Origin of the sequence: Segatella salivae DSM 15606, assembly GCF_000185845.1 — a bacterium.
GTDB classification, from domain to species: Bacteria; Bacteroidota; Bacteroidia; order Bacteroidales; family Bacteroidaceae; genus Prevotella; species Prevotella salivae.
In genome coordinates, this window is record NZ_GL629647.1 from 262,141 (window position 1) to 277,747 (window position 15,607).

A 15,607-nucleotide genomic window follows, 5' to 3' on the forward strand; every position below is an offset into this window, starting at 1 on the left:
GAATGCCAATTTAAAAGGATAAGATAATGTGCTTTTCAAATAACATATAGAATGTTTTGTGGAGTATTAGAAAAATGATACTTTTGTAATTGTAACAAATAAACGAATCATGGAATCCAGAATTATCATTTCAAAAGCTATTGAGCAACAACTTTCCTGTGCACTCATTTCGTGTGCGTGTGATAAGCTTTTTGTTCTTATGGATAAAACGACTTATGCACTTTGTTGGCCAAAGCTTGAGAAAATGTTGCAAAGCTATAAGCCCATTTTGATAACCATTGAGGCCACCGACACTCATAAAGATATTGATTCACTCATGAATGTGTGGAAGATATTGAGCGATAAATGTGGTACGCGTCAATCGTGTTTGCTGAATCTTGGCGGAGGAATGGTTACTGATTTAGGTGGATTTGCAGCTTCAACCTTCAAACGTGGTATTAATTTCATTAACATACCAACGACTTTACTCGCGATGGTTGATGCTTCTGTTGGAGGGAAAACGGGAATAAACTTTAATGGATTGAAGAATGAGATTGGCGTATTTAATGACAGCCGATTTGTGCTGATTGATACTCTGTTTCTAAAAACTCTTGACTCAAAGAATCTTTGTTCCGGCTATGCAGAAATGCTGAAACATGGACTTATTTCAGATGAAAAGATGTGGAAAGAGCTTATCAGTTTTTCTTTGTTCAGTCCTGATTTTGAACAGCTTCAACGTATGGTTAGCGAGTCTATTCAGGTGAAAGAAAAGATAGTTGAACAAGACCCACATGAGCAGAATATTCGTAAAGCTTTGAATTTTGGGCATACTTTCGGACATGCATTTGAAAGTTGGTCGCTTAGTAGAAAGCCCATTCTTCATGGCTATGCCGTAGCTTATGGTATGATATGTGAACTTTATCTCAGTTGTATCAAATCAGGTTTCCCTACGGAAAAAATGAGAACAACTGTGCGTTTTATTCGAGAGCATTTTGGTTATTTGCCCATTACATGTGATGATTATGATGAGCTTATAACGCTGATGACACATGATAAAAAGAATAGAAACGGCATTATCAACTTTACGTTGCTGGGAGAGATTGGAGACATACACATCAATCAAACCGCAACGAAGGATGAAATAAAAGAAACTTTAGATTTCTTTCGCGAGGGCTAATGCTTTAGCTCTTGCGGGCTTACCGGTTTCGGTCATAGGCAAACTCGCTACATGAACATAAGCTTTGGGTTGCCTGTATTTCGGAAGTCTTTGCAAACAGATGTCTTTCACAACAGAGAGCTCGGAGTCTTCGGTCAGTAGCACCATTATTTCTCCAAATTTTTGATCAAGTCGTTTGCTTATCATGAATGGATGCTTAAGCCATGGTCTTAATGCAGTCTCAACTTCTTCTATTTGGATTTTTATGCCACCACAACAGATAACATTGTCTTTTCTACCACAAATTTTGAAGCATCCGTTTTCGTTTATTTCTGCTATATCATTGGTGACAAGTGGGCCAGCGTGAACAGAAGGTGCATTAATAACGAGACAGCCGTCGTTGTTTATCGCCACACTGACATTAGAAAAAGGTTTATACCATTCAGTAGCTTCAGGACCATTCAAACGGCGCAGCGCAATGTGTGAAAGCGTTTCGGTCATTCCATACGTGCTCCAAACATAGTTGGGAAAGTCTTTTAAGCATTCGGCTAATTGGGTGTCTATGGCTCCGCCGCCAATAATCAGATGTGTGAAATGTTTTAGTTGTTCAGTTTCTTCGGCCACTTGTAGGGTGTTATACACTTGCAATGGAACCATGGCAGCCAAAGAATGCCGGTTTGAATCGACTGTTATTCCTTTCAAAGGATGGCCTGTGGGTTCTACAACTTGAAGCTCTAATTGGCGCTCAATACTACGGACAACCATCATCTTGCCTGCAATATAATCTAACGGCATACATAGAAAGGCAAGGTCGCCTGGCTGCAAACCAAGAAAATCGCAAGTCATTCGGGCAGAGCTGAGCATACGTTTCTTTTCAACAAACATCGGCTTTGGCTTGCCAGTGCTTCCGCTTGTATGAACCAAAACGCGGTCGGTGGAGTCATTCCACGAAGTTAGAAATGCATCTAATGTCATAAGATTGTTATTGGGTTATCCACATTTCATCCCCTCTAATCGTTAGCGGCATGGTGATATTGTCTGTAAACAATAGGCCCGTTCCCAAACCCTGAGGTGTAGAAACGTGTGGGCCATATACCTTGGCACAAAGTTGTGCAATAGCATTTAGCCCTACATTACTCTCTAATGCACTTGTTATCCATGACCCAATTCCACGTGCATTAGCAAGTTGAATCCACTCTTCCGTGCCACGCATCCCACCATGTAGGCTGGGTTTGAGAACGATATATTGTGGTCGAATGGTGTCGAGCAGAGCCTCTTTCATTGCCGCAACATTCACTCCAATGAGTTCTTCATCTAAGGCTATCGGCAGTGGTGAGGCAGCGCAGAGATGGGCCATATCTTCCCATTGATGCTGTTTTATGGGCTGTTCAATAGAGTGAATATCATATTTTGCCAATGTTTCAAGGTGCTGTAAAGCGTTTTTTGGCGTAAAGGCTCCATTGGCATCAACACGCAATTCGACTTGACGTTTATCAAATGATTCGCGAATATGGCGAATGAGTTCTATTTCTTTTTCAAAATCGATAGCACCAATTTTCAGCTTTACACAATGGAAACCCTGTCGCAATTTCGCTTCCAAACGCTCAGCCATTTCGTCAAAACTTCCCATCCACACAAGGCCGTTAATGCGTATTCCTTCTTCTCCTCGTCCGAAAGGTGTATCAAACAACATAGTGCTGCCATGTGCTTTCAACTGAGCAAAAGCAGTTTCTAAACCGAAAAGAATACTTGGATAAGGACGTAACAAAGCATAAGGAATCTGGTCGGTTGACTCAACCAACTTACAAATTTGATGTAAGATGGTTTCATAATCCGGCAAATCATCGCACGAAAGTTTGGGTAAGGGTGCACACTCTCCCACTCCCTTTATGCCAGTCATGCCGTCATCTGTTAAGGTCAGGAAATAGCTTTGACGGGTTGTATAAATACCGCGTGACGTACCGGCGGGTTGCTTGAAATGAAATATTCGTTTAGAAATCTCAATATGTTTCATCAGGGGAACTGAGGATATTTATCAAAATCGGGTTTGCGCTTCTCAAGGAAGGCCTTTCCACCTTCTTGCGCTTCATCCATGGTATAATAAAGCATTGTGGCATCACCAGCAAGTTCTTGGATACCAGCTTGGCCATCAAGTTCGGCATTAAGTCCTGCTTTTATCATCCTCAGTGCAAGCGGACTATGCTGCATCATGACTTCGGCCCATTCCACACATGCGTCTTCCAATTGTTCAAAAGGAACGACCTTATTAACCAATCCCATTGCTTCGGCTTCCTTTGCACTATATTGTTTGCACAGGAACCAGATTTCTCTTGCCTTCTTTTGTCCTACGATTCGTGCAAGATAACTGGCTCCAAAACCAGCATCAAATGAACCAACCTTCGGGCCTGTTTGACCGAAAATAGCATTCTCACTTGCAATCGTTAAGTCGCACATCACATGTAAAACATGCCCTCCTCCAATAGCAAATCCATTGACCATTGCTATCACAGGCTTCGGTAAACGGCGTATTTGCATTTGAACATCGAGTACATTCAGGCGAGGAACTCCGTCTGTTCCTACATAACCTCCACGTCCTTTCACGTGCATATCTCCACCTGCGCAAAAGGCTTTATTGCCTGCTCCAGTCAACAATACCACACGAATGTCTTGGCATTCCCGGCAGTAACTAAAAGCCTGACTCATCTCCCATGTGGTCAAAGGAGTAAAGGCATTGCGATAGCGTTCACGGTTAATGGTAATCTTTGCAATATGATTGTAGTGCTCAAAAAGGATTTCTTTAAAGTCAACTCCTTTGATTTTTTCCCATCTTCTTTGTTCCATGATTATATTGTTCTAAAGTAATCTTGATATATTTTCATTTCATTTTTTACATCAGTAAAGACTTCTAATAGCATTGGTTGTGGCGAATTGTCGAATACCAAGGCATGAAGTGCTTGCTCTAATGACGACTCATTGTTTGCCGAAAGATATCGAATGTGGTTGTCATGGCATACTCCTTTTGCAGTTGTGGTATGCTCTGCCATAACCATTTGCTGTCGAACAGGACTATCTTTTAGGCCTTCAAACTTACTGAAAATGCCTCCACCACCATTGTTTAACAATAGGATTCTGAAGTTTCCACCAAGATTTTGATTCCACAACGCATTTTGATCATAAAAGAAACTCAAGTCTCCAATCACACAAAAGACACGTTGCTTTGTTGCCAATGAATAGCCTGCAGCTGTAGACAACGAGCCTTCTATTCCGTTAACTCCACGATTACAGAATACAAAATGTTGTGCGTAGATGCAACCTAATCGTACAGATGTGCTATTGGCATAATGCACAACACATTCTGATTCGACTTGATTTATAAGTGTTTCAAACTGCTTTACAGCCAACATACTTGAGTATTGAGGCTGAAACTCCACACGATGTTTGCGTGCCTTTTGCTTTAGGTTTTCCCATTGTTCAAACCATTCGGTCTCGCCTTTACAGGGCAAAGCGGACAAAACAGCATTAGAATCTGCTTGTATAACGCCGTGTAAGTTCATAAACGTATCATACAAAACACCTTCTGAATTGACAATCCAACATTCTGCATTTCGAGTCTTTCTCAAAAACTGTTTGACACGTTTACTCACAAGATGCCCACCGATATACAAGATAAAATCAGGTAAGAATGCTTTGTCATCACCAATGAGTTGCATCATTTCTTCAATGTAACCCTCACCTCGCTCAACACTCAACGGCTCATAAAGTACAACATATTGCTGTGCATGCAAACGCTTAAGTGCAATAGTTAATGAGGCTGAAGGCTTCTGTTGTCCAATAATAATTAAGGGTCTTTCAGCCTTGCCTACTGAATTAAACAAAGGAGAAAGCTGTAGCTTTAACGACTCTTCATCTATAGAAGACACTGATAAGAGTTCAATTTTGCGTTCTGTTGGTAAAACGTTTACATTGAATTGATACAAGGGCTCGGTAATAGGAACATTGATATGTACAGGGCCACAACTCCCCTTTACACATTCTATCAGTGTTTCATTCACCAAGCGATTACAGTACCAATGATGCTCTTCGTCTGTTGGTTCTAATAGATTAACGCTTTTACGGACAAAGTTTCCAAAGATATTTGCTTGCGGAAGTGTCTGCCCATCCAATTGATCTATCCATTGAAGTGGCCTATCTGCCGACACAACTATCAAAGGAAGATTCTGATAAAAGGCCTCTGCAACAGCAGGTGCAAGGTTTAACAATGCTGTTCCGCTTGTCACACAAACAACTACTGGACTATTAACAGCCAGACAAAGTCCAAGAGCATAGAAGCCAGCACTACGCTCATCTGTAACTGGGTAGCATTTAATCTGACCACAAGAAGCTAAATTATGCACAATAGGAGCATTTCTACTTCCTGGACAAATAACAGCATAACGCACTCCGTGAGTTATGAGAAGACTCGTTAATATATTTATATTATCTTTATCTGAGAACATCCATCATTGTGTTTAACTTATATTCTGTCTCCCTCCATTCATGCTTTTCGTCTGACTGATCCAATAAACCACCGCCTGAAAATAGCCTGCAACGTTCGCCAACAAGTTTCATACAACGCAGCGAAACGAATAGATGCGAAGAGCCGTTCAGATGCAGTGGGCCACAAAAACCACTATAATATTCACGATCATGAGATTCATTTCTCATGATAAATGCTTGGGTTTCATGCTTTGGTATACCACATACTGCAGGCGTAGGATGCAGTGCTGAGATAACATTTCCTATTGATACGCCATCTTTCAACCTAAATTCGAAGTCACTGCAGCGATGATATAAAGTTGCAGCTTTACGTGTATAAGGTTGACTTCTATAGATATCAGTAGCATAATCTGCTAAGCATTGTTCGATATAATCAGCTACATATTCTTGTTCTCTGCAATCTTTTTCATCCCAAGGTCCATCTTTGCGCATTGTTCCAGCCAAAGCCATAGTGTGCCAAGGAGATTCTTTGTCCTGTTGTTCAACCAATATTTCAGGGGTAGCCATTAGCCAAGTACCGCTTTGTTCGGTTGAAACTAAGCAAATAAATTGGTGAGGATAGAGAGCGCAAGCTTTCAAAAATAAATGCATTGGGTTTGGTGTCGTGTCGCATTTTACATCAACATGGCGTGACAACACAATCTTTTGAAAGTGGTGATTAAGTAATTCTGCATGAAAATTTTCGAAATCAGAATGATAACTTAAAGGGTCTTCATTCTCCTTTTTTATTCTTCTCGCTATCAGATTATCTGCAAAACACGTCTTAGTATCAATGCTATCGGCCTGAATCAACAATAAAGGTGTAGACTCCGAAATTGCAAATGGTGCGACAACAAAGCCCTCCTTTCCTACTAATTCTGTATAGGTGGAAAGAACAATTGGGGCCTTTTGCGAACGAATATATACATAATCTTTGGCTTCAGGAAGCCTATATGCGACAAAAGAACTCATACTTTTGGAGCAGAAGATTTCATGATGTAATTAGTGACTTGAACGGTAGAAATCAACTCTCCGGCTGAATTTGTGATATCAATGTGCCATACATGCAAGGTGTTTCCTTTTGATTGAAGACGGCCAACAGCGGTAACTGTATCACCTTCAAGCACTGCTTTGACATGACTTCCATTGACATTGATGCCCACACAGATTTTTCCTGGACACAAAGCTATGCTTCCTACACCAGCCAAATTCTCGGCTAAAGCGAGTGAAGCGCCTCCAGAAAGGAAACCAAAAGCTTGTTTGTTGCGTTCGTCAACTTTCATTGTAGCCTTACAAGTGTCTGGTTCTGGAGTTGAAATAAACTCCATTCCCAACGTATTGGAAAGCCCATCATGCTTGCGAAGCATCTTTTTAATCTTTTCTACATCCATAGTTTGTTGATTTTATCAACCTATGCAAATATACATAAAATAATTAGAAAGCGCGCAAACAGAAAGGAAAAATTACGTGATACCACGTTTTTCCTCCCCCTTTTCCAAACACATGATAAGCCTATTTTATAGCTTTCGGATTACTGTTATCGTGTAATCACTGCTATCAGTATCTATTAATGCGAGTTGATAGCCTGAAGATTGCCATTGGTTATTAATGATATCACAACAATGAGGAATATCAAGTCCTTCGTGAAGCAACGCAGTTTCTATTGTCAAATGATGCTTTTTCATACGCACAAGACTTTCAACATTCCATAAAAAGTCTTCAAGTCCTTCTTTAGGGTCAACATTTCTTACAACATTTGCCTCTGAAAGTAGATATAACATGCCTATACTGGTCAAAGTCTTGATATCATCTTTCGAGTCTAACCAAAATGCTTCATAATCTATACTATCATTATTTGCAGTCTTAGCCTTATGTTCATAGAACGTTTGGGGATTCACAAAACTCTCCTGAATAACTTGCATAAGCGACTTATCATCATCAATTAATTGGCTGGCAAGCACCTCTAAATCATGCTTATTCGTAGGAAGAGGAATAACAGTTACTTGTGCTGATTCTCTCTTCTCTTCGTCTTTAGTCGTTGGCATGAGGAGAGAGATAAGAGGAATACCAAAGAGCAGTACTCCGAATACCCCTATAAAGGCAATAAAGTAATGACCTGTTTGGAAATTGTTGACCATGGCCCATACCGAAGCTATGGTTAAAAGGAGACATACAATCCACATAAAGGCACTGGCAAGAAAATCTTTCATACGCTTAAATTTAAGAATCTTATATAAAGAAGAAACTTTAGTCCCACCCTGGAATATTCGTTTCTATTTTGATTATAAAGTTGAATGTTTTTTTATTGTGCTGAAAAACCTGTTGTAATCTGCATCGAAACAGCTTGTAATTTGTATCGAAACACTCGATAATTAGACTTAAAATGCTGCATGATTTGACTCAAAACAAAAAGAGGTAATATATTCATTAAACCATACTACCTCTTTTCTTATCGTTTTTATACAGCTTTCATTACGCCGTCATTCTATTGAGTTTCTTCAACAAAGCAAACATAACGAGAGCACTAATAAGGCAAAGTGCAATTAGAATTCCCCAGTTTGCCATCAAAGGAACACGATTCCAAAGCATTGAAGGAATTGAACTGAGATAGTTACCAATAGCTGTTGCCACAAACCATCCACCCATCATTAAACCTTTATACTTAGGAGGTGCAACCTTACTAACAAAAGATATACCCATTGGCGAAAGCAGAAGTTCGGCCAAAGTCAAGGTGAAATAGGTAGAAATCAACCAACTCGGTGAAAGAATGCTTTGTGTCTTATCGCCCAAATCCATAGGAGAAATCAGATTGGTTGATGCCAATGTAATGACGCCAAAGCCTAATGCTGCTACTAACATACCCCAAGCGATACGAGACGGAGCACTAATTTCGTGTCCTTTTCTTGCTAAAACACCAAAGAAAAGCATACTAAAAGGAGTCAAGGCGACTACAAAGAATGGATTGAACTGTTGGAAATCCGAAGGCTGAGCCATTGTAGGATTGCTCATATTCATAAAGAGAGCCAATGCGCCTCCCCATGCAAGTAATGTTACAATGCCACAAATCATCCTGGTGTTTGACTTCTTTGCCTGGAAAGCGGAGAAGCCTGTATATACAGAAAGGGCAATAAGTGCGAGACTAAAAATATTAAACCATATTCGCATGGGCCCTAAAACACTGAGGTTTGTGTATTTCTTTGCAAAGAAAGTTAGTGCAGAACCATTCTGATGGAAAGCCATCCAGAAGAAGATTACGACTGCAAAAACAAGTAAAAGAGCCTGTATGCGGTCTCTTGTTTGTTTCGGAGTGAGTTCTTCTACCTGCTGATCCGTCCCCTTAGCTTGCTTAGCTGTGATGTCAGCATGCTTGAACCAACTGCGACAAGCAAAATAGATAACCGCTGACAAAATAAGTGAAATACAAGCTACGCCAAAGCAAAGACCATATGCACCATAAAGCGCCTTGAGGTAAGCAGGATCGAAATTGCCTGCATCATAAACGAAACCATACTGTCCAAGATAGAGGTTGGTAATCCATTTTGCCATAGATGGTGCAAACATTGCACCGATATTGATGGCCATATAAAATAGACTGAAAGCAGAATCTCGGCTACTTGAATACTTCGGACTATCATAAAGATTTCCTACAAGCACTTGAAGATTACCCTTGAAAAGGCCTGTTCCCAATGACACACAAGCCAAGCCAGCAAACATTGCGACTTTACCTACACTGTCAGCACCCGTGGGAATAGCAAGTCCAAGATATCCCAAGAACATGGTAGCAAAGCCAATTGACACGCACTTTCCATAGCCAATCTTGTCTGCTAAGATACCCCCTAAGAGGGGAGCAAAGTAGACTACAGCCAAGAAAATGGCATAAACTTGTCCTGCTTGTGACTCAGTCCATCCAAACTTTGCTTGCATAAATAACGCAAAGATGGCTAACATGGTGTAATAACCAAAGCGCTCACCAGTGTTGGCAAGAGCCAGAGCATAGAGTCCTTTCGGTTGATTTTCAAACATATTATTTACTTTTATTGTGATTATTTCGGTTTTTTCGTTCTGAGAATATCAAAGAGATATGTAGCTTTTATAACGATATTACCATAGTTTGACTTTGAAAAGAAGTCACGTTTTGATGAACCATAGATATTGCCTAAACCATAATAGTAACGCGCTTCGAGTAGAAAGTGCCCAACTTTAGGATGACTATATTCTCCACCTAAACCTATAGCAATACCATAATCAAACTTCTTTTCTACCTGCATCGTATCTTGTGCCACAACAGGATTAACACGATCATGTGTGTTTCGCTGGTTAAAGTCGAAGTTCATCTTAGTACTTTCATTGATCATAAACCCAAATTGAGGACCTAAATTTACAAAGAAATTCATCCCCTTACGCTCTTTTCCCCATGCGAGATGAGCAAAAATAGGAACTTGAATGTAATTAATCGTACGACTATATTGTTCAGTTAATCCCGTTATTGCATTAACTACGGGTTGCTCCTGAGCATCAACGATATCTTCTTTCCAGCCCAATTGTGCATAGTTTACTTCTGCTGCTATGGAACAAAGTGTAGAGAAATACTTCTCACTTTTATATCGAAGTGAGAGTCCAAACGTCATTCCTCCATGCTGTTTTTGGTTCACTTTGGGCACAAATCCCACGCTACTCATCACGTAACCACCATTGAAACCAACAGAGAAATCATCCCGGTGTTCACCTATCTGCGCTTGAACGTTTTGATAAAAACAGCAAGTCAGGAGTACTATACCTATTATCTTAGATTGTAATTTCATATAATTCTTTAGCAAGGCTGACTAAAATCAATAAGCAATACTTTCAACATTACCATTATAAAGGTAATGAATTAGTTCAAAGGTAGAATTGATTCGCCCACCATTATCTACGGGAACGAACTTCAAAGGCGTTTGCAATGCCTTGTAAGGTTGCTGCCATTTACTGCCAAGAAATTTCTTCCCATATTGTGCTAAGCCCCGAACAAAGAACTCTGCATGGTCATATCCCATGATGGCAAAACGTGGTAAAGCCTGCAACATAGGTTCATGGAACCAGGCGCGATAGCTACTTTCCAATGCTGTTGTACTTGAAGAGGAGGCATTATAATAAAAGGTTGAAGGGATATACGTGTCATATTTGCAGAAATGATTAAAGTCATAAGGAGCATACATCAACCATTCTGTATAACCAAATAAACTAATCAGCGTGCCCGGATGTAACTGATCAAGACGTTCTAACTTAACAAAAGTCTCGTTCAATTCAGGAGAGCGTGCTGTATTTAATATAACAACATTTGTTTGTCCTTTGACAAAAGCTTTGGCAAATGCATTGTCATCTGATTTTAGACTGGTGAGATTATAACGTATTCCCTTTACATCGAGTTCTTTGCGGAGTGCAGATGTGAACGTGCCTTTCTTGCTTGTAGCATCTGAACAGTCAACAAACACAGGATGACATTTAGCAAATCGCTCAATGAATGCTTGTACTGTAGCGTTTGTTAGACGTGTTTCGTCTTGGTAAATCTGAAAGATGCTGCTATTATATGCTACATCATTGCCCGTAATAGAGAAGGGAATCACCAGACGAATGCCTTTGTTTTTACAGAAATCTGCCAGAGGTTTAACTTGCTTGCTATACAAAGGACCGAAGATAACGTCACATTTCTCTGCATTAGGATCAAGTAATGTTGTCTTAATATCAGCGTCAATATTAACATTCCATGCATGAACATCAATATGATATCCTTCAGTTTTCAGCTGGTTGAAAGCCAAAAGCATTCCCCGATAATATTCAACCATACGTTTACCATCACCATCTACTTGATGGAGTGGCAACATAACACCGACTGAAATGGTATTGTTGTTTACAGCTTTACTTGTAGTCCACCCTATAAGCGCAAGCATAAGGAGCAATATATACTTATTTATCAACTTCATCTTCATAAAATATTAAAGTTACAAGTGCAAAAATACAAAAAATATGTCATTACACAATATCTTGTCTTTTCTTTTTAGTAACTTTGCAAAAATATAGTAACAACAAAATGAAAATAAAGGTATTGGCTTTGCTTTTCTTGTTCATCGCAAATAGTTTGCATGTCATTGCTGATGACAATCCGATAGTTTCGCCGACACTATCTGTAAGGGATAGTGAAGGAAATGAAAGCGAAGGAGAATACAATGGGCAGGCTCCTGTGCAAGCATCTTTTATGGCTAATCCCCTACATTCGACAGGATGGGATGCCTATTATGAATGGCGTTTCTATCATAACAGTGAGCAAAAGCCTTACCTTTTAAGGTATGAAGAGAACACTTCTTATACATTTAACCGATCGGGGCAACATAAGGTTGTACTCTATGCAAAGTTTGTTCACGGCACTGATACTATAGAACAGCTTTGTGATCCGATTTCAATTACGTTGTCAGAAAGTAAACTTGAGATGCCAAATGCCTTTTCTCCGAATGGTGATGGCATTAATGATATCTACCAAGCCAAACCCAATAGTCGCAGTATTATAGATTTTCATGCCACAATCTATAACCGATGGGGACAGAAACTCTATGAATGGAATGATATTTATGGTGGTTGGGATGGGAAATTCCATGGCAAAGCCGTTAACGATGGGGTTTATTTTGTTGTTGTTGATGCCCATGGAGCTGATGGCAAACACTATAAAATAAAACGTGATGTGAACTTGCTTCGTGGATATACTGAGTCTGGTCAGCCTTAGAAAAGATGAGAAAAAACAAATAAAAGAGTATTCAAGAAACATTATATACAGAAATTTTTTAATGGAAAACGAAGATAAATATATAAACGTTTGGGGCGCACGTGTTCATAATCTAAAAGATATTGATGTGCAAATTCCCAGAAATTCACTCACTGTTATTACGGGATTATCCGGTTCTGGTAAGTCTTCATTAGCCTTTGACACCATATTTGCCGAAGGACAACGCAGATATATTGAGACTTTTTCAGCATATGCACGAAATTTTCTTGGGAATATGGAACGGCCAGATGTTGATAAAATTACTGGTCTTAGCCCCGTAATCAGTATTGAACAGAAGACAACCAACAAGAATCCACGGTCAACTGTCGGTACAACTACAGAGATTTATGACTATCTCCGCTTACTATATGCACGGGCAGGAACGGCATATAGCTATGCAACGGGCGAGAAAATGGTGAAATATACCGAAGAGAAGGTCATCGAAATGATAACAACCGACTATATAGGTAAGCGTATTTATATCTTGGCTCCACTTGTTCGAAATCGTAAAGGCCATTATCGCGAACTATTTGAAAGTATGCGACGCAAGGGATATATATATATTCGAGTAGATGGGGAAATACAAGAGATAACACGAGGCATGAAGACTGATCGCTATAAAAACCACAATATAGAGGTTGTTATCGACAAGATGATCGTCGAAGATGTGTCCCATGAACGGCTGACAAAAAGCATTCAGAGTGCTATGAAGCAGGGAGATGGGTTGATTATGGTATTAAATAAGGATACAAACGAAGCGAAATTCTTCTCCAAACGATTGATGTGTCCTACATCGGGAATATCATATAAAGACCCTGCACCAAATATATTCTCTTTTAATTCGCCTGAAGGGGCATGCCCACAATGCAAGGGTTTGGGTTATGTTAATGAGATAGATCTCAAGAAAGTCATTCCCGATGATAAGTTAAGTATCAGAGATGGTGCCATCGCTCCATTGGGAAAGTATAAAAACCAAATGATATTTTGGCAGATAGAAGCTATCCTCCAGCGCTTTGAATGTAATCTAAAAACACCATTCAGAGATATTCCCCAGGAGGCCGTAAACGAAATTTTATATGGCAGTTTGGAGAATTTGAAGATAGATAAAAGTCTTGTTCACACGTCATCAGATTACTTTGTAGCCTTTGATGGCATTATAAAGTATCTACAAACTGTGATGGAAAATGATGACTCTGCAGCCGGTAAGAAGTGGGCCGACCAATTTATGGCAACCACAACGTGCCCAGAATGTAAGGGACAACGACTTAATCGAGAGGCTCTCTCCTATCGCATTTGGGACAAAAACATAACTGAAGTTGCCAATCTTGATATCAATGATCTTGAAGAATGGCTTGAACATGTAGAGGAACACATGGATCCTCAGCAAAAAAAGATAGGCAAAGAGATTCTTAAAGAAATTCGAACACGTGTAAATTTCCTATTGGAAGTGGGACTCGACTATCTCTCTTTAAATAGACAAAGCGCCACTCTCTCGGGAGGAGAAAGCCAGCGTATCCGCTTAGCTACACAGATAGGAAGCCAATTAGTCAATGTACTCTATATCCTTGATGAGCCAAGTATAGGGCTACATCAACGTGATAACGATCGTCTTATCCGTTCACTTAAAGAGCTACGAGACCTTGGTAACACTGTCATTGTAGTTGAACACGACGAAGATATGATGCGTGCTGCCGACTGGATTATAGATATTGGTCCGAAAGCAGGACGCAAAGGTGGTGAAGTTGTGTTTCAAGGCACTCCAAAAAACATGCTGAAACAACATACGATTACTGCTGACTATCTTAATGGTGAACGCAAGATTGAGATTCCAACTGAGCGCCGTCAAGGAAATGGTAAGCACATAACAATTTATGGAGCAAAGGGAAATAACTTGAAAAATGTTGATGTTGACTTTCCATTAGGTAAGTTAATAGTCGTTACCGGCGTATCGGGCTCGGGCAAATCAACATTAATTAACGAGACTCTTCAACCCATTCTCTCACAACATTTCTATCGTTCGTTGAAGAAACCTATGCCATACGATAAGGTAGAAGGTATTGATAATGTTGACAAAGTGGTAAATGTTGACCAAAGTCCTATTGGTAGAACACCACGTAGTAACCCTGCAACCTACACGGGAGTATTTAATGATATCCGCAATCTTTTCGTCAATTTACCAGAAGCAAAGATAAGAGGCTACAAACCAGGACGCTTTTCTTTCAACGTGAAAGGAGGCAGATGTGAAGCTTGTGGAGGTAATGGTTATAAGACAATTGAAATGAATTTCTTGCCAGATGTAATGGTTCCGTGTGAGGTTTGCCATGGAAAGCGTTATAATCGCGAAACACTTGAGGTGAGATTCAAAGGCAAATCAATTGCTGATGTGCTTGATATGACCATTAATCAAGCCGTGGAATTCTTTGAGAATGTACCAAGTATTCTACCCAAAATTAAAACACTTCAAGATGTTGGCTTAGGCTATATTAAACTCGGACAAAGTTCAACTACGCTCTCAGGTGGCGAAAGCCAGCGTGTAAAGTTAGCCACAGAACTGGCTAAAAGAGATACTGGTAAAACGCTTTATATTTTAGATGAGCCTACGACAGGTCTTCATTTTGAAGATATCCGCATACTGATGGATGTGCTTCAAAAGCTTACTGACCGAGGTAACACTGTGATAATTATTGAACACAACTTGGATGTTATCAAGCTGGCTGACTATATTATTGATGTCGGTATAGAGGGAGGACGAGGTGGAGGAAGGATTCTCTCAACAGGAACTCCCGAAGAAGTGGCAAAGAGTAAATTGGGATATACGCCCAAGTTCTTGGCAAATGTATTAAAAAAGGCTTGAAAGTAAAATAAAACGAGTAATAAACGCTGATTTCATTTGGTATTGACGACGCTTAAATGTGTGTGGAAATGACCGATGAAATCAGTGTTTTTTTTAATGTAATCCACATCATAATAGCTTTCAAAACAGCTTAAATAAAAGATGAACTTATATGCTTTGAAATGTCCTTACAAACTATTGTAGAAACGAATAAAAAACATCCATTTCATCGTATGATACTATTCATTTTGTAATAAGCGTCATTTTACCTTGTGTTTTGTATTATTTCATAGCATGAAATATAACTGATTACGAGACAATTAGACCTATA

Annotated in this window: 13 protein-coding genes; 3 read left to right on the forward strand and 10 right to left on the reverse strand. The window is 39.7% G+C overall.

The features are described 5' to 3' along the window. Window positions 1-109 precede the first annotated feature (109 nt). Complete coding sequence (gene aroB / locus HMPREF9420_RS01170) at window positions 110-1,156, forward strand: 3-dehydroquinate synthase (protein WP_007133554.1); 1,047 nt, start codon at window positions 110-112, stop codon at window positions 1,154-1,156. On the opposite strand, the gene HMPREF9420_RS01175 is transcribed toward aroB, so the two are convergent. The 10 genes from HMPREF9420_RS01175 to HMPREF9420_RS01220 all read right to left on the reverse strand — a co-directional run bounded on the left by HMPREF9420_RS01175 (window position 1,133) and on the right by HMPREF9420_RS01220 (window position 11,610). Further along, window positions 1,133-2,110 carry an AMP-binding protein gene (locus HMPREF9420_RS01175; RefSeq protein ID WP_007133555.1) on the reverse strand — a complete coding sequence of 326 codons (978 nt, stop codon included), beginning with the start codon at window positions 2,108-2,110 and terminating at the stop codon, window positions 1,133-1,135. The two genes, aroB and HMPREF9420_RS01175, sit on opposite strands and share 24 nt — an antisense overlap. 7 nt (window positions 2,111-2,117) lie before the next feature. Continuing rightward, window positions 2,118-3,149: an o-succinylbenzoate synthase gene (menC, locus tag HMPREF9420_RS01180; protein ID WP_007133556.1), complete on the reverse strand. Its 1,032-nt coding sequence runs from the start codon at window positions 3,147-3,149 to the stop codon at window positions 2,118-2,120. Beyond that, window positions 3,149-3,976: a 1,4-dihydroxy-2-naphthoyl-CoA synthase gene (gene menB, locus HMPREF9420_RS01185; RefSeq protein ID WP_007133557.1), complete on the reverse strand. Its 828-nt coding sequence runs from the start codon at window positions 3,974-3,976 to the stop codon at window positions 3,149-3,151. The genes menC and menB overlap by 1 nt, the downstream gene beginning before the upstream one ends. Window positions 3,977-3,978: 2 nt before the next feature. Beyond that, window positions 3,979-5,631 carry a 2-succinyl-5-enolpyruvyl-6-hydroxy-3-cyclohexene-1-carboxylic-acid synthase gene (gene menD / locus HMPREF9420_RS01190; protein WP_007133558.1) on the reverse strand — a complete coding sequence of 551 codons (1,653 nt, stop codon included), beginning with the start codon at window positions 5,629-5,631 and terminating at the stop codon, window positions 3,979-3,981. Then, window positions 5,618-6,622: a chorismate-binding protein gene (locus tag HMPREF9420_RS01195; protein WP_007133559.1), complete on the reverse strand. Its 1,005-nt coding sequence runs from the start codon at window positions 6,620-6,622 to the stop codon at window positions 5,618-5,620. The genes menD and HMPREF9420_RS01195 overlap by 14 nt, the downstream gene beginning before the upstream one ends. Further along, the gene (locus tag HMPREF9420_RS01200) at window positions 6,619-7,041 is read right to left on the reverse strand and encodes a PaaI family thioesterase (RefSeq protein ID WP_007133560.1); all 423 of its coding nucleotides are present in this window, start codon (window positions 7,039-7,041) and stop codon (window positions 6,619-6,621) included. The genes HMPREF9420_RS01195 and HMPREF9420_RS01200 overlap by 4 nt, the downstream gene beginning before the upstream one ends. A 126-nt stretch (window positions 7,042-7,167) precedes the next feature. Then, window positions 7,168-7,860, reverse strand: coding sequence for a DUF6630 family protein (locus HMPREF9420_RS01205; RefSeq protein WP_007133561.1), 693 nt, complete (start codon window positions 7,858-7,860; stop codon window positions 7,168-7,170). A gap of 262 nt (window positions 7,861-8,122) precedes the next feature. Continuing rightward, window positions 8,123-9,673, reverse strand: a complete 1,551-nt coding sequence (locus HMPREF9420_RS01210) for a peptide MFS transporter (RefSeq protein ID WP_007133563.1) — start codon at window positions 9,671-9,673, stop codon at window positions 8,123-8,125. A 20-nt stretch (window positions 9,674-9,693) separates the two neighbouring features. Next, window positions 9,694-10,452, reverse strand: coding sequence for a porin family protein (locus HMPREF9420_RS01215; RefSeq protein ID WP_007133564.1), 759 nt, complete (start codon window positions 10,450-10,452; stop codon window positions 9,694-9,696). A gap of 27 nt (window positions 10,453-10,479) precedes the next feature. Continuing rightward, window positions 10,480-11,610, reverse strand: coding sequence for a type 1 periplasmic-binding domain-containing protein (locus HMPREF9420_RS01220; RefSeq protein ID WP_044079010.1), 1,131 nt, complete (start codon window positions 11,608-11,610; stop codon window positions 10,480-10,482). 107 nt (window positions 11,611-11,717) lie between these two features. Between HMPREF9420_RS01220 and HMPREF9420_RS01225 the strand changes: the two genes are divergently transcribed. Together HMPREF9420_RS01225 and uvrA are read left to right on the forward strand one after the other, a co-directional pair. Continuing rightward, window positions 11,718-12,404, forward strand: coding sequence for a gliding motility-associated C-terminal domain-containing protein (locus HMPREF9420_RS01225; protein ID WP_007133566.1), 687 nt, complete (start codon window positions 11,718-11,720; stop codon window positions 12,402-12,404). Between the two features lie 61 nt (window positions 12,405-12,465). Then, on the forward strand, window positions 12,466-15,297 hold the full coding sequence (uvrA, locus tag HMPREF9420_RS01230) for an excinuclease ABC subunit UvrA (RefSeq protein ID WP_044078656.1): 2,832 nt from the start codon (window positions 12,466-12,468) through the stop codon (window positions 15,295-15,297). The last annotated feature ends 310 nt before the right edge of the window (window positions 15,298-15,607 follow it).